This is a genomic window from Ignavibacteriales bacterium, assembly GCA_015709675.1.
In the GTDB taxonomy this organism is placed as follows: domain Bacteria; phylum Bacteroidota; class Ignavibacteria; order Ignavibacteriales; family Ignavibacteriaceae; genus H2-BAC3.
On the sequence record CP054182.1, the window covers coordinates 3262492 to 3281868 of the forward strand.

18 protein-coding genes are annotated in these 19377 nt (G+C 43.9%); 9 read left to right on the top strand and 9 right to left on the bottom strand.

Annotated features, from left to right (window positions below; translation table 11 throughout):
* Positions 1-90: 90 nt before the first annotated feature.
* Positions 91-1416, bottom strand: coding sequence for a T9SS type A sorting domain-containing protein (locus tag HRU80_12665; protein ID QOJ29680.1), 1326 nt, complete (start codon positions 1414-1416; stop codon positions 91-93).
* 211 nt (positions 1417-1627) lie between these two features.
* Positions 1628-2884 (bottom strand): T9SS type A sorting domain-containing protein, encoded by a 1257-nt coding sequence (locus HRU80_12670; protein ID QOJ29681.1) that lies wholly within the window; start codon positions 2882-2884, stop codon positions 1628-1630.
* Positions 2885-3216: 332 nt separating this feature from the next.
* Here HRU80_12670 and HRU80_12675 point away from each other — a divergent pair, with 332 nt between their 5' ends.
* On the top strand, positions 3217-4236 hold the full coding sequence (locus HRU80_12675) for a cation transporter (protein QOJ29682.1): 1020 nt from the start codon (positions 3217-3219) through the stop codon (positions 4234-4236).
* Here the strand turns inward: HRU80_12675 and purE are convergent.
* Genes purE through prmC form a run of 6 tightly spaced genes read right to left on the bottom strand, consistent with a single transcriptional unit; the run spans position 4222 to position 10436 of the window.
* A complete protein-coding gene (gene purE, locus HRU80_12680; protein ID QOJ30550.1) occupies positions 4222-4710 on the bottom strand; it encodes a 5-(carboxyamino)imidazole ribonucleotide mutase in 489 nt (162 codons plus the stop codon). The genes HRU80_12675 and purE overlap by 15 nt on opposite strands.
* Before the next feature lie 8 nt (positions 4711-4718).
* Complete coding sequence (locus HRU80_12685) at positions 4719-5861, bottom strand: 5-(carboxyamino)imidazole ribonucleotide synthase (protein QOJ29683.1); 1143 nt, start codon at positions 5859-5861, stop codon at positions 4719-4721.
* Positions 5852-8227 carry a DNA internalization-related competence protein ComEC/Rec2 gene (locus tag HRU80_12690; protein ID QOJ29684.1) on the bottom strand — a complete coding sequence of 792 codons (2376 nt, stop codon included), beginning with the start codon at positions 8225-8227 and terminating at the stop codon, positions 5852-5854. Before HRU80_12690 ends, HRU80_12685 begins: the two co-directional genes overlap by 10 nt.
* 3 nt (positions 8228-8230) lie before the next feature.
* Positions 8231-9133, bottom strand: a complete 903-nt coding sequence (locus HRU80_12695; GenBank protein QOJ29685.1) for a metalloenzyme — start codon at positions 9131-9133, stop codon at positions 8231-8233.
* Positions 9130-9585, bottom strand: coding sequence for a D-tyrosyl-tRNA(Tyr) deacylase (locus HRU80_12700; protein ID QOJ29686.1), 456 nt, complete (start codon positions 9583-9585; stop codon positions 9130-9132). The genes HRU80_12695 and HRU80_12700 overlap by 4 nt, the downstream gene beginning before the upstream one ends.
* Entirely contained in the window at positions 9582-10436 is an 855-nt protein-coding gene (gene prmC / locus HRU80_12705; protein ID QOJ29687.1) for a peptide chain release factor N(5)-glutamine methyltransferase, read from the bottom strand. Before prmC ends, HRU80_12700 begins: the two co-directional genes overlap by 4 nt.
* Positions 10437-10530: 94 nt before the next feature.
* On the opposite strand from prmC, the gene HRU80_12710 reads away from it, so the two are divergent.
* From HRU80_12710 to HRU80_12730, 5 genes are read left to right on the top strand one after another with little or no spacing between them, the layout of a single operon-like run.
* Positions 10531-11559, top strand: a complete 1029-nt coding sequence (locus HRU80_12710; GenBank protein ID QOJ29688.1) for a glycosyltransferase family 9 protein — start codon at positions 10531-10533, stop codon at positions 11557-11559.
* Entirely contained in the window at positions 11552-12643 is a 1092-nt protein-coding gene (locus HRU80_12715; GenBank protein QOJ29689.1) for a glycosyltransferase family 9 protein, read from the top strand. Before HRU80_12710 ends, HRU80_12715 begins: the two co-directional genes overlap by 8 nt.
* Positions 12618-13790 carry a glycosyltransferase family 9 protein gene (locus HRU80_12720; GenBank protein ID QOJ29690.1) on the top strand — a complete coding sequence of 391 codons (1173 nt, stop codon included), beginning with the start codon at positions 12618-12620 and terminating at the stop codon, positions 13788-13790. Before HRU80_12715 ends, HRU80_12720 begins: the two co-directional genes overlap by 26 nt.
* An 11-nt stretch (positions 13791-13801) precedes the next feature.
* The gene (gene ispE, locus HRU80_12725) at positions 13802-14632 is read left to right on the top strand and encodes a 4-(cytidine 5'-diphospho)-2-C-methyl-D-erythritol kinase (GenBank protein ID QOJ30551.1); all 831 of its coding nucleotides are present in this window, start codon (positions 13802-13804) and stop codon (positions 14630-14632) included.
* Positions 14619-15227 carry an N-acetylmuramoyl-L-alanine amidase gene (locus tag HRU80_12730; GenBank protein ID QOJ29691.1) on the top strand — a complete coding sequence of 203 codons (609 nt, stop codon included), beginning with the start codon at positions 14619-14621 and terminating at the stop codon, positions 15225-15227. Before ispE ends, HRU80_12730 begins: the two co-directional genes overlap by 14 nt.
* On the opposite strand, the gene HRU80_12735 is transcribed toward HRU80_12730, so the two are convergent.
* Complete coding sequence (locus HRU80_12735) at positions 15199-16134, bottom strand: LD-carboxypeptidase (protein ID QOJ29692.1); 936 nt, start codon at positions 16132-16134, stop codon at positions 15199-15201. The genes HRU80_12730 and HRU80_12735 overlap by 29 nt on opposite strands.
* A 130-nt stretch (positions 16135-16264) precedes the next feature.
* Here HRU80_12735 and HRU80_12740 point away from each other — a divergent pair, with 130 nt between their 5' ends.
* The 3 genes from HRU80_12740 to HRU80_12750 all read left to right on the top strand — a co-directional run bounded on the left by HRU80_12740 (position 16265) and on the right by HRU80_12750 (position 19224).
* Positions 16265-16477, top strand: a complete 213-nt coding sequence (locus HRU80_12740) for a hypothetical protein (protein QOJ29693.1) — start codon at positions 16265-16267, stop codon at positions 16475-16477.
* A 66-nt stretch (positions 16478-16543) separates the two neighbouring features.
* Positions 16544-18283, top strand: coding sequence for a lysophospholipid acyltransferase family protein (locus HRU80_12745; protein ID QOJ29694.1), 1740 nt, complete (start codon positions 16544-16546; stop codon positions 18281-18283).
* A 5-nt stretch (positions 18284-18288) separates the two neighbouring features.
* Positions 18289-19224, top strand: coding sequence for a metallophosphoesterase (locus tag HRU80_12750; GenBank protein QOJ29695.1), 936 nt, complete (start codon positions 18289-18291; stop codon positions 19222-19224).
* The last annotated feature ends 153 nt before the right edge of the window (positions 19225-19377 follow it).

Genomic DNA, 19377 nt, shown 5'->3' on the forward strand with positions numbered 1-19377 from the left:
AGAACACAAGTTTTATGACCCCTGTTCACAGGGTCAGTATCAGAAAATGGAAAACCCTCCGGAAATATTTCCGGAGGGTTTCCGGAAAAATTATTTATTAAGGGTCATTTTAATTGCTGCGCGGGAGATTTTTCCAGCGGCATCAACTGCTTCAATCTGGGCAATATATATACCTGAAGGAAGTGAAGAAGCGTTAAATTCAGCGCTGTGGCTGCCTGCCTGCATTGAGCCGTTCACCAGAACAGCGACCTGCTGGCCGAGTGCATTATAAACAGCAAGCTTTACTTTTGAATCAGATTCCAGTCCGAAATTGATAACCGTTGACGGGTTGAACGGATTAGGATAGTTCTGGCTGAGTTCAAATACTGCCGGAGCTGAAACTTCAGTTTCAATAGCTGCTGAGTATTCAAATCTTCCGTCATAATCAACCTGTTTCAGGCGATAGCTGTAGCTGCCTTCAACAACATTTTTATCAGCATAGAGGTATTCTCTTACTTCGGTGGTTGTTCCGTTGCCGGCAACAAAAGCGATGCTCTGGAATGAACCATCAGCAGATTTTCTCTGAACTTCGAATCCTCTGTTATTAACTTCAGAAGCGGTTGTCCATTTCAGTTCAACGGTTGAACCGATGACAGATGCTGCGAATGAGGTGAGTTCAACAGGAACGATGTTGTCTGAGCCATATACAATGAACGGAGCGCCGTTGGCGGAAGTAGTTCCATTGAGAGCAGCAGTCCAGCCGTTCGGGCCTTTCTGCTGAGCGTTACCGGTAACTGCCTGACCAGGGATGGTAACAGGAGGTACCCAAGGACCAGAGGCTAATGTGCCTGTAAGGCCCCACTGTACCCAATAGGTACCAGGAGGGAGAATAGCGTTACATGTAGCAATAACTTCCATTACTCTTCTGTCACAATTTGTTGGAGTAGTTGACTGAGCTCTGTAGATGTTGGAAAGTCTTGCAACGGCCAGTCTGTTTGTAACTGTGTCACCCCAAACTACTGAACCGCCTGCTGAGGGATTTCCTGACCAGATCTGAACATAAACACCGTTAATGGTAACGGCTGTTGCACCTGTCTGATAGGTAAAAAACTTAAGAGAATCCAGTGTCCAGAGCTGTGTATTGGTAAAATCATCAGCCATATAAAAGTTTGCATTACGGTTTGCTCCCCATCCGTAAAGGGTGTGACCGCCGACTGTGCCGTCTAAAATACTTGCGTCACCGCCTGAGCAGCCGCCTGCCGGGAGAGAAACAAGAGGACCATTATCGAATAAAAGACCTTCTGTTGATTCAGTAAGAGGAGCACTTATCTGATTCAGTTTAATGCTTGGAATTCCAATGACAGCCTGGTCATTCTGGGCATGGAGAACTGATATGCTAAAAACTGTGCAGATAAAAAACAGTAACATTCTTCTCATAAAACCTATCCTTATAAAAAAATTAATTTAAAGTTTACCAGAACAAATGAACGGGAAACGGTTAGAACCGTCAACACACAAATATAAGATTGGAAGAGCTGATCTGACTAAAAGAACTCTAGCCGAAGTTTCAGACCAGAAAAAAAACACAAAAAATTAAGAACAAAGGAGCGCTCTCCGCAAAAGCAGAGAGCGCCGGAAAATAGGAAAATTATTTATTAAGAGTCATCTTAATGAATGAAGTAAAGTTCTTTCCGTTGGTTCCAACAGCTTCAATTTTAGCCATATAGATACCTGAGGTAAGATTCTTTGCGTCAAAAGTAACTGAATGATTGCCAGCGGTCATGAATCCGTTTGCAAGCACTGCAACCTGCTGACCGAGAATATTGAATACGCTCAGCTTAACCTGTGCATCTGTTTCCAGACCAAAGTTAATTTTGGTTGAAGGGTTGAATGGATTAGGATAGTTCTGGCTGAGTTCGAATTTAGCAGGAGCTTCGATATCAACATTAACTGCTGATGAATATTCAAAACGGCCGTCAAAATCAACCTGTTTCAGGCGATAGCTGTATGAACCAACAGATACGTTTTTGTCAACAAACGAATATTCTTTTCTGTCTGTTGTTGTTCCGTTGCCGCCTACATAGCCAACGCTCACGAAATCACCGTTAGAGGTTTTTCTCTGAACTTCAAATCCTCTGTTGTTTACTTCTGTTGCAGTTGCCCAGTTAAGCTGAACATCGTTGCCAACAGCAGCTGCTTTGAATGAGGTTAATTCCACCGGAACAACCATACCGCAGTAAAACTCGTCAACCATGAGAGCATCACCGTCGTTAAAGTTATCAGCAACTCTTTCGCGGAGAGCAACATAGATGCTTGAGTTAGCCGGTACTAAGCTGCCGATATCGTAGGTTTTTAACATCCAGCCGGTATCCGCTGCAGCAAAAGCTATAGTAGCAACGTTGATCGTGAAGTTAGTGGTTGCTGTGTTTCCTGTTGTGGAAATTTTCACATCAAGGTTATCAGCATAGTTGGAGAATTTTCTGACTGCGAATGAAATCTGATAGCCAGGCCCTACATTGGTAATCTGAGGGGTAATTAACCACTGATCATTAGAGGTAGCGCCGCCTGTATTCCAGGTAACATAAGCCATACCAACGCCGCTGGTAGCTGAAAATGGTGTTGCAGTACCGCCATTCCATCCCGGAAGAGGTGTTGTTCCAACAGTAATACGGGTCCAGCCTGTACCGCCGTCAGGTGAAAGTTTGGTCCATCCTGCCGGAGGGAAAGTAGCGCCTTCAAATGATTCAGAAACAGCACTCAACGGAGTACTGAGACCAGGACCATTAACAATGTTTACCTGGCCGTTGGCTGACGGCTTAGGACCAGTCTTCTGATATTCACCTGCATTGATAACCACTGCCGATGAAACAAACAGAACAAAAAGTGTAAAGAAAAACTTCTTCATCGAGTTCCTTCTTTTAAGTTAAATGAATAATGCTGCATTTTGGAATTATTTATCCAATTATTCAATGTTAGGAAAAATCGTGAATCTTCACAAGTGTTTTTTTTAGTTTTTTACTTTTTTTCTGCTCATACACTCCACGCTTCTTTTACCGAACTGTTAATATTATGGCATGAAAAGTGATGTTACTAACGGAAGAATTGACTTAAAAATATTTCAGTACTTGAAATACCTTCGGATTTTTACAATCATTTATTGTTTCTCAGAAATTCCCGTTATATTTAAGGTCTTTTTATTTTTGAGTTACAAGATATCTCTCACCCCGGATTTACAGAATGAAGCAAAATAAGGCAACCAGAAATGCCGCGCTTGCCGCTCTGATTACCGGCTTCCTGATGCTTGCCGGCAAAATGAGCGCATACCTGATTACCAATTCAGCTGCTATATATTCCGATGCACTCGAATCAGTAGTTCACATTTTTGCCTCTGGGATTGCTTTTATCAGCATCATTATCAGTTCACGCCCGGAAGATGAAAGCCACCCCTACGGCCATGGCAACATTGAATTCTTTTCCGCCGGTTTTGAAGGGCTGCTCATTATTGTTGCCGCAATCGCTATCATGTATGCCGCGATTCACGATCTGATCTTTGGAATAGCAATTAAAAAACTTGATATCGGTTTATATATCGTTATCGCTGCAGCAGTCATCAACGTTTTCCTGGGCTGGTATCTTATTCACACAGGAAAAAAATATAATTCGATTACGCTGATTGCCGACGGCAAACACGTACTTACCGATTCCTGGACCAGTCTCGGTGTGGTGGTGGGCATCGGCCTGGTGATGCTGACCGGATATACAATACTTGATCCTATTTTTGCAATTCTGGTTGCCACGAATATTATTTTTACGGGCTCGAAATTGGTACGGGATTCTTTTAACGGACTTATGGATGCTTCGGACCCGGAGATGTTAAAACGCATTTGTGATAAGATTGCTTCCATAAAAAAAGATTTCTGGATTGATATACACCAGCTCAGGGTTCGAAGATCGGGGAATAAATTATTTCTGGATTTTCATCTGGTTGTCCCCTATTACTTCACGATAAAGCAGACACATTCCGAGGAGATAGCCATTCTTAAGGAAGTGAACGCTCTGCATAATCCGACTGAAATAAAGATTCATCTTGATCACTGTGATCATACCATGTGCCGCTTTTGTTCCTTTGCGGCATGCACGGAAAGAAAAAACGATCAGACAGTTTTCCTTACCTTTAATGATAAGAAAATCATCGGGGGCCCTCAGCAGGAGCATCCTGATGAAGAAGTAGCCGCTATCTCTTCAAAGGTTGAGTAAAAAATTCTTCTGCGCTGACTCGTGGTGCAGATTCTTTTTATAGACCGCGAGTTTTTCAGCCAGCACCTCATCACCAAGCGCAAGAATCTGAACTGCCAGCAGGCCCGCGTTCTTTGCCTGATTAATCGCAACCGCTGCAACAGGCACTCCCCCCGGCATCTGTACAATGGAAAGAAGTGAATCAAGACCGTCAAGAGACTTCCCTTTTACCGGCACTCCGATTACCGGAAGTGTTGTATAGGCAGCAGTCATACCGGGCAGATGGGCAGCGCCTCCTGCCCCGGCAATAATCACCTTAATCCCCCGGTCTCTTGCCTTCAAAGCATAATCAGCCATCAGGTCGGGTGTGCGGTGAGCGGAGACAATTTTCACCTCATAGGAAACTTTAAACTCATTGAGTACTTCAGCTGCCTCATTCATCACGGGAAGGTCTGAATCACTTCCCATTATTATTCCGACAACGGGATTTTTCATTTCTGCTTTCATATATCGGTCTCCTTTTCAATTGCTGATGCCCGCTGATATATATCATCCGAGCTTCCTGTTAATGTGATATGCCCCATTTTTCTTCCCGGACGTGATTCCTCTTTTCCGTACACGTGCAGTTTAACATCTTTATCATGCAGAGGCAGTTGATAGTTACCCGGAAAACCCGGACCGTTTCTTCTGCCCAGCAGATTAACCATAATCACGTGTGATTTAAGAAGTTCAGGTGAACCTAGCGGAAGTCCTGCAACGGCTCTGATATGATTTTCAAATTGCGATGTAACACATGCATCAATGGTGTAATGACCGGAGTTATGAGGGCGGGGTGCGACTTCATTCACAAGTATTTTTCCATCCGCAAGCAGGAATAATTCAAATCCGAATATACCCTCCCCGGCAATGGCATCTAACGCTCTCGTGACCATATCCCGTACCTCAGATTCCTGTCCTGGTGTGATTCCAGAAGGAAGCCGTACCTCCTTGCAGATATGGTGCTCCTGAATGGTTTCTGCTACGGGATAAAAGACAGTCTCACTTCCCGTTCTTACGACCATGACGGCAAGTTCTTTTACAAATGGTATATACTCCTCAGCCATTAAAGATGAATTCCGGCTCCTGAGTTTTTGATACCCTCTCATGAGTGATTCTTCATCTGTAACAAGCGCGTTCCCATATCCGTCATACCCCATTGTTCTGCTCTTCAGTAGAAACTTTTCTCCGAGGATTGCGGAAAGCTGAGCGTAACAGGGCTCACCGTCAGCCTGTACAAATCCGGCGACCGGAACTCCTGCATCCCTGAATGTGGTCTTTTGTATATATTTATCCTGGATCAGTGAAAGTGTAGCCGCGGAAGGAAAAACTTTTTTGCCTTTGCTTTCTATATAGGAAAGATACGCGGGATCTATAAACTCACTTTCGAGTGTTACCACATCGGAGGCGTGAATAAAACTATCCAGAACCTGAGTGTCACTTACCTGACCGGTAAACTCAAAACGGGTATGCTTTCCTGCCGGTGAAGCTGACTGTTTTTCCAGAATTGCACATTCAAATCCTAACTGAGCAGCAGCCAAAAGGGACATTTTAGCAAGCTGACCTCCGCCGAGAATTCCTATAACCAAATTATTCTTTTTTATTTCCATACTCTCTTATGAACTTTGCTTCCGTCACTGGTAAAAAGCTGCGCCCCTTCCCGGTCCGTCCTTGCTATCATACTTCCGGCATCCTTCACCCGCTGTAATACTTCATCAGCCGGATGATTATACCGGTTTCCGGGACTGCTGCTAAAGACGACATACTCAGGAGATGCCGCCGCAAGGATCTCCACGCCTGTGGAGGACTTGCTTCCGTGATGTCCGGCTTTGAATATATCTGCATCAAGAAATCCGCCGAACTTTTCTACCAGATTTCTTTCTGTCTTTACCGGTGCATCTCCGGTGAAAAGAAATGCAGTTTTACCATATACTAATTTAAGGGAAATACTTCTTTCATTGGACTTCTTTTCATCCGCGGGGAGTTCTCCCGGAGGTGTCATAAGACAGAATGCGGCCCCTCCTGAGTGAATTACTGTATCCGTGGCGGTTATTATCCTTGTGTTATTTATCAGAGCAAGATTTCTAAGAGCATCGTCCGATCCTTCTCCTGGTTCTTCAGGAGGCATAATTAAGGTACCAATTCTTCCCTCTTTTAAAAGAACTGCTATCCCGCCGTAATGATCTGAATCATAGTGTGAAAGAAGGGCATAGTCTATCCGGTCAATCATCGTCCGTTCGAGAAACGGCATGATCCTGTATTCTCCGGCACTGCTGAATTTGTTTAACATTCCCCCGTCAATCAGCCACTTTTCACCCCCGGGGGTTGAAACGAGAACAGCATCACCTTGCCCGACATCAAGGAAGAGAACATCAAGTTTTCCTTGTTCAAAAATGCTTCCGCTGTTCCGTGCGATAAAAAAAACAGAACTCATGGTGAGCAGCGTGAGAATGATCCTTACCTGATAGCGCATTTCCTCAGCAGTCAGCCAGTACCGGATAAGCCAGGCCAGCCCCATAAATAGCAAGATTAACGGTACACTTATTTGTTCGACTTTCCAGATCATGAAACCGGCCCCGGCAAAAAATGCCGCTGAACCGGTAAGAAGTGAATTAAGAAACTCCGTCGCGTCAGCGGTAAAGAGGATTGTGCCTCCTGAAATAACTGCTAGAAATGCTGAAAGCAATCCGCCTGACATGATCAATGCCGTAAGCGGAATTACAATCAGATTGGATAAGGGGGAAATAAGTGAAACACTGCCAAAATGATACAGGAGGAACGGGAATATGCCTGCCTGTGCAGCAGCAGAGACCAGCATCAGATCAGCAGTTGCTTTAAGGAAAGATGATTTAATTTTATATACACGAAACGTATCACCCAGCGGTTTAATATAAAACAGAATCCCCAGCACCGCAGAAAAGGAGAGCTGAAATCCCGCGGTATATATCTCAAAAGGGTTCCAGAGAAGAATAAGCATGGCGGCAGTAAAGACAGTATGAACAGGGTCGGGATCTTTTTGCCAGATCCTTCCGATGAGATAAAGGATAATCATGATACCCGCGCGTGTCGCAGTAATGACAAATCCCGTTACCGCAAGAAAAAAAATAACTCCGGCGATGGTGCCTATATCACGTTTCACCAGCCCCAGCCGGGTGAATATCAGACTGAACAGGAACGCTATAAAACCCATGTGCAAACCGGATACCGCCAGCACATGTATCACTCCGGCATCTCTGAATTCCTTCCTTGTCTGTATATCTATCTCGCTTCTGTCAGCAAGAAGAAGTCCTCTCAGAAGTGCATAGGTATCCGCGGAGAAAGTTGAATTTAGCAATGAATCCGAAGACTTTCTCACCTGATGTACCATCCGTTCATAGTAGTATCCGGATCCTCCGGTAATCACTGCTGAATCCGGCTTCGTTACACGGAAGCGGCCGGCATATCCCTGATTTCTATAATAGAACTCCTCATCAAATGCATAAGGATTCGCCTGTGAACGCAAACGGTAATAGTTGCCCGGTAACACGACCTTATCCCCCGGTTTAACTTGTTTTAACCCGTTATATTTCTTGCTGCTGTCTTCATACATACTAACCAGAAGCGTGCTGCCTGAAAAAAATGTTTTACCATTTCCCGTGACTGAATCAAGTTTCACCGAAAAACTGAGGTTGCCACTGGCTGGCAGTTCGCAGGAGGAGACTGTTCCATGAATCTTAATATCCCGGATAAAATAATCAAGGAACAACGGTGCAGGCTGATTCTGTTCTTCCAGTTCATGGCGGGCGGCACCAAGGAAAAATGATGCTGCCAGAACCGGAATATATACAAACTCACGGCGCCAGCGGAAAATAATCAGAGTAGCAGCAAGAAAAATTGAGACGAGTAGTGCATGAGCAGTAAAACCGGTCTGCAAAATATCCGCTGAAAGAATTCCCATGACAAGGGCAATGGTTACCGGAATCAGCGGATAGTTCATGTATTACAATTCCAGCAGCGCCTGCTTTATCTGATAAAGTGAAGATATCCGGTCCCGCAGGCGTCCGGCATTCTTTCCTGCCGCAATTCCCAGAGCCGGATTACGGGTATGAGCTTTGATGGTTATATCTTCAAAATTGCCGTGATCTGAACAAAGCAGAATATCCGTTTCCTCCCTGCTATATTCTTTGAATATATGGATCAGAAAGCGGTCAAGATCAGATGAAACGATATCAAAGTCATGCGGAATTCTTCCGTGTCCGAGGTGATCTGTCAGGAAGAATTCGTAGAGGGTAAAATCATGTTCAGCAGTTCTTTGGAGAAGCCTTTCGGCGGCTTCTTCCGGAGTAATTAACGATATATCCTCATATTTCAGCCGCTCGCGCCATACACGATTGGTAATCTCAGCGGAGAGCGAGTAACCCCTCCGGACATCATCGGCGGTGTTCAGTTCAAGCCCTGCTGAGCGGTAGCTTAAGGTGCTTACACTGAGCCTGCTTTTGCCTGAGTTCAGGTAATCAAAAAATACCTGAGGATATGAGTTCATAAAAAATGGTTTTTGTCCCCTTTTAAGAAAATCAATAAAGATATTCTCTTCTTTAATAACCGGAATAAGTGTTGAATAAGGAAACGGCCCAAAGTGCTGATTTATCAGAGCAGGTGCATTTACACCGCAGAAAATTGATGTCTGACCGGTACCGCTCTGAGGAATTCCTTCAATTCCCATACGTGCGTCAAGAGGAAAAAGTTCAATATTCTCCCCTGATAAATACTGCTTCTGCAGATGAGGAGTTTCTCCGAAAAACTCATTAAAAAAATTAAATCTTCCTGAGAAGAATGGATTCTTCGCGGGATCATTCTCCCCAATCCCCACGCCATCAATAAAGAGCACAAGGATGCGGCTCAAGGATTTTTGCTCTCAAGCATTATGGTCACCGGCCCGTCATTAATAATCTCCACACTCATCATTGCCCCGAAGATTCCCGTTTTAATCTTTTCATCCCCTAAAATATCTCTGAGACGGCGTATATACTTTTCGTACAGCGGAATTGCAACAGGAGGTTTTGCTGAATCAGTAAAACCGGGTCTGTTTCCTTTTGAACCATCACCATAAAGGGTGAATTGTGATATTACAAGAATTTCACCAGCAATATCCGTAACAGAGAGGTTCATTTTCCCTTCATCATCTGAAAAAATTCTGAGCGCGGCGGTTTTATCAGCGAGATATAACGCGTCCGCTTCGGTATCGCTGTGCTTAACACCCAGCAGCACCACAAGTCCTTTCCCGATGGATGCGGAATAATCGTCCTCTGGTATATCCACTCCCCCCCGGCTTACCCGCTGAAGCAGTGCTCTCATGGATACATCCCCGAGATGACCCGGTTAATTCCGGAATAGTCCTTTGTTATTTTGATACCGGTGAACCCGCAGCTTTTCATAATTTCTTCTGCTTTTTGAGCTGAATTATAACCAAGTTCAAAAAAGAGACTTCCTCCGGGTTTCAGGTTTTCAGCGGCAAACCGGGTGATCCGGCTGTAAAATTTCATTCCGTCTGATTCATCAGTCACCGCACCGCGAGGTTCGTATTTAACTATTTCTTCCTGCAATGTATTATATTCACTTTCCGGCACATAGGGGGGATTGGAGACAATTCTATCCGCCTTTGGCAGTTCCGGGAGGTTTTCCTGAAGAATATCCTGTTTCATCAGATGTACTCTCCCCTCCAGGTTAAGAGCCCGGATATTCTCTTCAGCCAGGGCGAGCGCTTTTTCACTCACATCAAGTGAATAAACCGTGCTGCTGATCAGTTTTGAGGCAAGAGCACCGCAGATATTTCCGGAACCGGTACCAATGTCAATAATAACCGGGGAGTCAGTTTCATACAGGGACTTAATCACCTCTTCAACAAGAATCTCAGTCTCAGGCCGGGGAATCAGCGCTGATGAATTAACCTTGAACTCAAGTCCGAAGAATTCAACTTTTCCTATAATATACTGCAGCGGCTCCCTTAAGGAACGGCGCCGGACATATTCTCTGTAACGGTTCACTTCATCATCTTTGAGCGGCCGGTCAAACTGAAGATAAAGGTTAAGCCGTTTGCAGTTAAGAATATCGGCGAGGAGAAGTTCAGCATTGAGGCGGGGGGACTCAATCCCCTTTTCCGCGAAGAATTTATCAACTTTTTCGAGCAGTTCTAATACTGTGGGCATTTTAGGGTATTCGTATTCTCCTGAATCTGAAATCTAAATATAAAAAATTGTAAATTGCCTTTTTGAAATCATTGTTCTTAAGGAATTCCCCGGCGTGAATCTGTCCCCAGACGGAATCAGGAAAATACTCTGCATTAAGTTAAAAGGCATTGGTGATGTTGTCCTTTCAAGCATTGTGTTTGATTCCTTAATTGCGTATTTCCTTCAGGCGGAGATTCACTATCTCACGGAAAAACCCTCAGAATCACTCCTGAAAAAGCTCCCATTTATTAAAAAAGTTCACCTTTTCAGAAAAAAGGAGCAATTCGGCGGACTTAAAACCATAGCGGATATCAGGCAGGAAAAATATGATCTGATTCTCGATTTCTATTCCAATCCGAGGACGGCCCTGATTACTTTTCTTTCAGGGGCGAAATACCGTGCCGGATTCCCCTACCGGGGCAGGTCGTATGCGTATAACATCTTTGGACCTGAGGAACGGGCTCTTTATCATGCGGCAGAACTGCATCTGAAATTTTTAGAGAAAGCCGGAATTGCTGTTACCTCCTCAAAACTGCATTTCGGTACCGATAAGGCAGACGATGATTTTGCTGACCGGTTCTGGCAGGAAACATATCAGTCCGGAGAAACGGTAACCGGAATCTCCCCTACCGGCGGATGGGAATCGAAGAAATGCGATCCGGAAGTGCTTTATGAAATCGCTGATGCTGTTCAGAAAAGACTAAATAACCGGATACTTATCCTCTGGGGACCAGGAGATGAAAAGGATGCTGAAAAAATTCACTCCCTTTCCGCGGGAAGATTTGATCTTGCCCCAAAATGCAGCATTACTGAAATGGCAGCGCTCATAAAAAAATGCAGAGGAATGATTGCCAATGACAGCGGGCCAATGCATATCTCTTCAGCGGTCGGAACTCCGGTTTTGGGTCTCTTTGGACCGACTGACCCTCGTTTGCAGGGACCGTATGGCAAAAACAACCGTTATTTCAGAATCGAAGACCTTGACTGTATTGCCTGCAATCTGCTTGAATGCCCCAGACAGCATGAATGTTTCCGGCAGATTCCCGTGGAAAGTGTTGTACTTGCTTATCAGCAAATGACCGGGAGCAGCGGCAATGTCTGAACTTATCAAAGGTGTTGAAAAAACCGTAAAACGGCTTATTCTCAAAACATACATTGCAACCCATAAGGCGCCTGACAAAGGTTTTCCATTCCGGCTCACCTCTGAAAGCAAGGTCCTGTTAATCAGGCTGAACAAAATAGGTGATGCACTGGTTACTACTCCGTTTATCCGGCTGCTCAAAAAGTATACCGGTGCACAACTCACCATGCTGGCTGATAAAAAGAATCACTTTGTATTTAAAAATCACCCTGATATTTATCAGGTATATATCTACGAAAAAAAACCTGAAAAGCTGAGAGAATTAACAAGGAAACTTGAGGAAGAAAAATTTGATGCGGTTATAGATCTTCACGACGATGTATCAAATACCGTCAGCATGCTGATCGGTTCTCTTCAGATACCGGTAAAAGCGGCTCTCGAAAAAATAACCGCCCCCTTGTTCACGCATACGGTAACGAAAAAAGACCCATCCGCAACACATGTTATTGAACGCTGCGCTGCCCTCAGTACCATTTTCGGATTCAACCCTGAGCCGTCAGAACTGAAGATCAGTTTAAGCATATCCGATGAGGCATTCTGCAGTGCAGCAGAAAAACTGAAGGAATTCCGTAAACCAGACCGTCTGCTCCTGGCGGTGAATATCAGCGCCGGAAGCCCGGCACGTTACTGGGGTACTGACCGGTATATACAGCTTATCCGCTGGCTTGAGAAGAAGGAGCTTGAGTATATCGTCATTTCTGACCCAAAAGACAGGATATTCGCGGAAGCAGTCACAACCGAGAAAAAGCGGATTATTACCACTCCGTCTTTTGAGGAATTTGCCGCCCTTTTCAAATACATTGATTTGCTGTTTTCCCCTGATACCGCCACCATCCATCTGGCATCCATGTTTGGCAAACCGGTCTTCGGACTGTATGTCTGGTATAATACCACCGATGTTGTCTGGTATCCATATAACAATGATTACGAAGCTGTAATTACGAAAGAGCCAAATCTTGACAATATCAGCTTTGAAGAAGTTATTACAAAGTTTAACCCATTTCTTGAAAAATATATACATGCCAAAAGAAGCACAATCCTGTAAACGATTCAACGGCTATAAACCCTGTTTTGGTGATCATAACTGCTGGGAAGACGGCTGCAAAGACCACATTCCGGTCGGTGCAAAAATCCTTATAATCAATCTTGATGCAATGGGAGATGTGGTAATGACCACTGCCCGGCTGCCGGGGCTGAAGCGCAAGTTCCCTGATTCAACCATCTACTGGATCACTCTGAAAATAGCAGCTCCCCTGCTTCAGAATAATCCTCTTATAGATAAAGTGCTTCCGTATGATTTTGAATCCCTTTCGATATTGCAGTCAATGGAGTTCGATTATGTGATGTGTTCGGATAAATCGCAGAGATCATGCGCGATACTTAACCTTGTCCCCGGCAAACACAAACTCGGATTCGGGCTTGATCCGAACGGAAAAATTATTCCGCTGAATAAGGGGGCTGAGTATAACTTCCGGCTCGGTATGGATGATCATTTTAAGTTCCGGGAAAATACCCGGACAGGGCAGGATTATCTCGCCGAAACATTCGAAATTGATTTCGTTAACGATGAGTATATACTCAATCTCTCTGAACAGGAAATTGCATATTTCCATGAATACCGGCAGAAAGTAAAGATAAGTGAGGATGATTTTGTAATCGGATTCAACACCGGCTGTTCGGAACTTTTCCCGAACAAAAAAATGACCGTCGAACAGCATCAGAATCTTCTCTACTCGTTTCTGAAATATCCGGATGTTAAAATTGCCCTGTTTGGCGGGCCTGAGGATACGCAAAGAAATCTGCAAATAGCCGCTCCTTTCGGAGATAAAGTGATAAATACACCATCCACAGACGGGGTTAGGAAGGGTATCGTTTATGAAAACCTGGCTGATGTGGTGATTACTGGAGACTCCTTCGGGATGCATCTTGCAATCGGATTAAAAAAATTCGTCATTGCATGGTTCGGTCTTAGCTGCTGGACTGAAATAGATTTATACGGCAGAGGCGTGAAACTTTTCCCCGAAGATCTTTTCTGTGCCCCTTGCTGGAAAAAAAGCTGTCCGTATAATCTGGAGTGCATTCAGATGATTGATCTTGACCGCATTGTAAACGAGACTATGAATTATTACAACAGCGGTGCCTGGAAGGAAGCAAAAAACCTTAATCAGGCTTATCTGAAGAAGGACTCCTGAGAGTGGATTCAATAAAACGCGAAGCTCATGCAAAAATTAATCTCGGGCTTAACATTGTAAAAAAGCGCGATGACGGTTTTCATGATATTGAAACACTCTTCATCCCCATAAAGCTGCATGATATACTGACCTTTACAAAGAGTGATACTGCAGAGTTCACCTCATCCGCGCCCCGGCTGACACCCTCACCGGAAGACAACCTCATTATGAAGGCAATGCGGCTGACTGAACGGATAACCAGAAAACCGCTTCCTGTGAAGATTCATCTTGAAAAACTTATACCCACCGGAGCCGGTCTTGGCGGAGGAAGTTCTGATGCCGCAACAACTATTATGGCATTGAATGAACTTTTTCAGCTGAAGATTGAGAAAAAAGTAATGGAAAAAATGGCATTGGCACTGGGGAGTGATGTACCTTTTTTTCTTAAACCCTATCCCTCACTTGGGGAAGGACGCGGTGAAATTCTTACGGAGATTAAGTTATCACTTGCAGCATATTATCTGCTTCTGGTTAATCCTGGTATTCATGTTCCTACCGGATGGGCATATTCCAAGGTTACCCCGCGCCGGCCGGAAAAAAGTCTTACATCCCTTATATCGAAACAGCATATTCATCTGACGGAACTGACTCCATGGCTGAGTAATGACTTCGAACTTCCTGTATTTGAGAGTCATCCGGAAGTAAAAGAACTGAAGGATACGATGAAGAACTCAGGAGCTATATATACTCAGATGAGCGGCTCCGGATCTTCAGTATTCGGATTGTTTGAGTCAGCCGAGGCAGTTGACCAGTGTATTTTAGAAATTAATCCCATGTACTTTATTTACCATGAAAAACTTTAAGTATTTTCTTATACCGCTTTCTCTATATATCCTCATCAGTGTAACCGGCTGTGCGGGAACTCCCGCTTCAGATGAACTGGAATTCATCAGCCGTGAGGGGTGGAATGCCCTGCCCCCTAAACCTTACGCCTCACACGTGCCGGAGAGGATTACCGTGCACCATGAGGGAACAAAGTTCGACAGCAGCAAAGGCAGCCCGGGTAACTTTCTGGCCCGGGTGCAGAAATGGGGCATGGGCCCTGACAGAAACTGGTCAGATATCCCCTACCACTATATTATTGATTATTCCGGAAAAGTTTACGAAGGGCGAAATGTTTTTACCGTGGGAGAAACCGGTACAGAATATGACCCCACAGGTCATCTGCTAATCTCCCTGATTGGAAATTTCGAGGTCGAGGAAACCAAAGAACCCCAGATCAGAACTCTGGTAAAAATGCTCGCCATGAACTGCGAAAAATTTAATATACCGGCAGATTCAATCAGAACGCACCGGGACTATGCAAAAACAAGCTGTCCCGGTAAAAATGTCTATGCCCTGTTTGAAAACGGATATATACAGTCTGAGGTCAGGAAACTACTTTCTCAAGGGCAGTAAACTTCTTTTTTGAGAAGTCAATCCGTACTTTGGCGCCCACGGGCAGAGTAATATTCTTTTTTATATGACCATGCGGGAAATTCCTTATTACTGGAATTTTCAGTTTGTAGATATACCGCTCAAATACCTCTTCAATTGAAAGCGTTGGTTTATCCGGTTCTTCTTCACAATCGGTAAACTGACCGAGGATTATGGCATTTAGCTTTTTCAGTTCTCCCATTAGTTCAAACTGATTAAGCATCCGGTCAATCCGGTAGGGCTTTTCACCAACATCCTCAATAAAGAGGATTTTCTCCCTGAAATCGGGCAGGTATTTAGAACCTGCCAGGGCAGTTAACAGTGCAAGATTACCCCCGATCAGCCGTCCTTCAGCGGTGCCTTTTCCAATAAATTCCGCTTCATGGGCAGGAAATTCACCCAGAATATCCAGATTTTTTTCACCTGAAGTTATTGCCCTGAAAAATGATGCTTCTGTGACCGGGTCAACTTCTGAATGGAAATCAACCGCAGGCATTGGTCCGGCAAAAGTAATGAACTTTGATTGTGTGTAAAACGCCATCTGGAGTGAGGTTATATCGCTGTAACCGGAAAAGATTCGTGCCTGACCGGATATTTTCTCGTAGGGTAGTTTCTTAAGGAGCCGGGGAGCGCCATACCCTCCCCTCAGGCAAAACACAGCTTTTACCTGCTTATTGCTGAATGCCTGCCTGATATCATCAATCCGCTCCGTATCATTTCCGGCCAGATATCCGCTCTCTTTCCCCACATTTTTACCAACGAGCACCTGATAGCCCTTTTTCTCAAAATACGATACGGCTCTGGGAATTCTCTCCATATCAAACGGTTTTGAGGATGGAGATATAAAGGTAATCAGATCCCCTTCTTTCAGTGCTGCTGGCTTTTTCATATATGGCTCAAAAAGTTAATAAACGGATAATACTAAATTAACAATAAGGTAATATCCGGAGAGTAGATTTCGTAATGAAAATTGGTTTTTTCAGGAGTATTACTATCAATTGAGGAATGAGGAAAAAAGTATGTTCACAAATCATATGCTGGCTGCTGCCGTTATTGTGGCAGAGATATTCAGTTTTGTCAGAGGAGAATATTTATTCTGTCTGATTTTAGCATTCGTGTTCGTCCTATACGGAATGATCCGCACGCTCATACATTCTGATATACCGGAGCTAAATCAGGAAATTTCGCTAATAACAAACCCGGCGGAAAATAGCCGCGCCGGAGTATTATAGCGATTTCTTTCTGAAAATGCGGCCGGATAGAACCGGATACTTCTCAATTCATCAAAGCAAAATGCAATGCATCAGTTACATATTGAGTCACTTATTTTATCAAAGTATCCCGGCTTTCCCGGCAGACTTCTGCGGCCGCTAAAATCATTTATATTTCTTCTTACCAGGAAAATCCTTAAAGTTAAAGATATTAATTCATTTCTCACTCATGCTAAGGGTAAATCAGGCATTGATTTCATTGACGAAATTTTTGAATACCTTGATTTTTCATATATCCTGAGCGCAAAAGACAGGGACAAAATAAAAAGCGAAGGGCGTGTTGTTATTATTTCTAACCATCCGCTCGGCGGGCTGGATGGTCTAGCACTTGTGAAACTTATCAGTGAAATCAGGCCTGATGTAAAGATTGTAGTGAATGACTTCCTGCTGAATATTGAGGAACTGAAACAATTCTTCCTGCCGTATGATCTCACGACTCCCAAAGCGCAGAGCCGGAATGTCAGAGCTATCATTGATTATCTGAATCATGACCATGCAGTTATAATCTTCCCTGCCGGTGTGGTCTCACGCTTCGGACTGAAGGGCATCCATGATGGCAAATGGAATAAGGGTTTTCTCTTTTTCGCGAAAGCAACCAACTCCCCCATTCTGCCGCTTTATATTGAGGGAAGAAATACCGTTCTATTTTATCTGGTCGGGCTTTTCAGCAGTCTGCTTTCGATGCTTATGCTGCCAAGGGAATTATTTAAGAAAAAGCGGTCATCAATCAAAATTACCATCGGTAACCCGATACCTCCTGCATCATTTTCCAATTCGATAAAAGATGACAAGACAACATTAAAACTCCTCCGAAAGCATCTATTCCGTATCGCAAAAAATAAACCGGGCATTTTTAAAACAGAAAAAAACATCATCCACCCGGTTGGCAAAAAAGAGCTGAAAAAGCAGATACTTCAGGCTGATGTGCTTGGTGAAACATCTGATGGCAAACTGATTGTGCTCCTTGACTCTGAAAGAGCTCCCGATGTTATGCGCGAAATCGGACGGCTCCGGGAACTCACCTTCAGAAAAGTGGGAGAAGGGACCGGCAAGAGAATTGATCTTGATTACTTTGATAAAATCTACCGGCAGATTGTACTGTGGGATGATAGCGAGCTTGAAATTGCAGGAGCATACCGTATTGGCGAATGCAGCAGAATATACCCTGATCACAAGCTTTACGGTATATATTCAGCTTCACTTTTTACCTTTTCAGAAGAATTAACCGGCAAACTTCATGCTTCACTTGAGCTGGGCAGGAGTTTTGTTAATGCAAAATACTGGAACTCCCATGCTCTTGATTATCTATGGCAGGGTATAGGAAGCTATCTTGCAGTCAATCCGCAGATAAAATATCTTTTCGGACCGGTAAGTATCAGCAATGCATATCCTCAGGCGGCGAAGGAACTTCTGGTATTTTTTTTCAGGAAGTACTTCTCACCGGCTGACTCATCTGTGCTTGCCAAAAATCCGTTCTTCATCTCACCTGCGAAAGAGAAGGAACTTTCGGAGCTTTTCTCAACCGGTTATTACCGGGCAGATTTTCTTACTCTGAAAAATCAGCTGAAAATACTCGGCTTTTCCGTTCCAGTTCTCTTAAAACAATATACAGAGTTATGTGAGCCCGGCGGGGTTACGATTTATGATTTCAATATAGACCCCGATTTTGAGAACTGCATAGACGGTCTCATACTGGTTGAAGTTGAAAAGCTAAAAGAGCAGAAACGCGCGCGCTACATCAAATCCAGTTACACAAAAGCAGTTTAAATTGTATGAGAATAGCACATATATCAGACCTTCATCTCAGCCATGCATTTGATAAAAAGCTTACCGGAAGAGTTTACAAATTTCTGAAACATGTATCTCAGCGTGCTGATCACCTTGTCATCACCGGTGACATCTCAGACAATGCTGAAGAAGAAGATTTTATTCTTTTCAGGGAAATGCTCAGCCGGCTCGGGCTGATGGATGGCAATAAAACAAGCGTGGTTATAGGCAATCACGATATTTTCGGCGGAGTTATTAAAGCTGAGGATATTCTCAATTTCCCGCAAAGATGCCGCGAGACAGATTATCAGCAGAAAGTGGGGCTTTTTCATTCTTATCTGGGTGAACTTCAGACTAATTGCGTTTATCAGGGGACCAGAAATGGCTACCCCTATGCCAAACTTATTGAGGACAGCCTCGTTATAGGAGTTAATTCCATAGCTGAGTATTCCTCCCTGAGAAATCCGTTTGCTTCAAACGGAGAAATTTCAGACGAGCAGCTGATAGAAATTCAGACTATATTCAATGAATATTCAAAGTACTGCAAGACGAAGATAATTCTCGTTCATCACCATTTTAACAAAATGCGTTATATGACCGGCAGCTTTACTGAAAGAATCTGGATGAATATTGAAAAACAGACCATGAAGCTGAGGAAAAAGAAAAAGATTCTGGAATTCTTTAAGCAGAATGGAGTAAACCTGATATTGCACGGTCATTTTCATCAGATGCACGCTTACACGAGAAAGTCCATTGAAATAGCAAATGCCGGGGCAAGCATCCGGAATGCCGGGGGACAATTTCAGTATAACCTGATTGGTGCAGAAAACGGTTCGGTATCAATCAGCCATAAAACCAAACTGATCGAAATTAAAAAACCACAACTTCTTCATATAATTGCACCCGCGGAAAATCTGCCAGGCAAGATTGCAATTGCCTGATAATCTGTAAATCCTATGGCATTAGAGCGGCACATCGTGTGTCTGCCTTTTTCTCCTGCTTTGCACCTCCCTATTCCTCTCTGAGACGCCGAATTTTTCGTAAAGACGTTGCAATCGCCGCCGTGTATATGTATCAGTTGCGGAATTTTCACG

Bases quoted from the DNA above. Each gene is read 5' to 3' on its own strand.
- HRU80_12745 (QOJ29694.1), top strand. From the start codon at position 16,544: ATGCATCAGTTACATATTGAGTCACTTATTTTATCAAAGTATCCCGGC.
- HRU80_12715 (QOJ29689.1), top strand. From the start codon at position 11,552: ATGTCTGAACTTATCAAAGGTGTTGAAAAAACCGTAAAACGGCTTATT.
- HRU80_12690 (QOJ29684.1), bottom strand. From the start codon at position 8,227: ATGAACTATCCGCTGATTCCGGTAACCATTGCCCTTGTCATGGGAATT.
- HRU80_12735 (QOJ29692.1), bottom strand. From the start codon at position 16,134: ATGAAAAAGCCAGCAGCACTGAAAGAAGGGGATCTGATTACCTTTATA.
- HRU80_12750 (QOJ29695.1), top strand. From the start codon at position 18,289: ATGAGAATAGCACATATATCAGACCTTCATCTCAGCCATGCATTTGAT.
- HRU80_12665 (QOJ29680.1), bottom strand. From the start codon at position 1,416: ATGAGAAGAATGTTACTGTTTTTTATCTGCACAGTTTTTAGCATATCA.
- HRU80_12685 (QOJ29683.1), bottom strand. From the start codon at position 5,861: ATGGAAATAAAAAAGAATAATTTGGTTATAGGAATTCTCGGCGGAGGT.
- HRU80_12730 (QOJ29691.1), top strand. From the start codon at position 14,619: ATGAAAAACTTTAAGTATTTTCTTATACCGCTTTCTCTATATATCCTC.
- HRU80_12740 (QOJ29693.1), top strand. From the start codon at position 16,265: ATGTTCACAAATCATATGCTGGCTGCTGCCGTTATTGTGGCAGAGATA.
- prmC (QOJ29687.1), bottom strand. From the start codon at position 10,436: ATGCCCACAGTATTAGAACTGCTCGAAAAAGTTGATAAATTCTTCGCG.
- purE (QOJ30550.1), bottom strand. From the start codon at position 4,710: ATGAAAAATCCCGTTGTCGGAATAATAATGGGAAGTGATTCAGACCTT.
- HRU80_12670 (QOJ29681.1), bottom strand. From the start codon at position 2,884: ATGAAGAAGTTTTTCTTTACACTTTTTGTTCTGTTTGTTTCATCGGCA.
- HRU80_12720 (QOJ29690.1), top strand. From the start codon at position 12,618: ATGCCAAAAGAAGCACAATCCTGTAAACGATTCAACGGCTATAAACCC.
- HRU80_12700 (QOJ29686.1), bottom strand. From the start codon at position 9,585: ATGAGAGCACTGCTTCAGCGGGTAAGCCGGGGGGGAGTGGATATACCA.
- HRU80_12675 (QOJ29682.1), top strand. From the start codon at position 3,217: ATGAAGCAAAATAAGGCAACCAGAAATGCCGCGCTTGCCGCTCTGATT.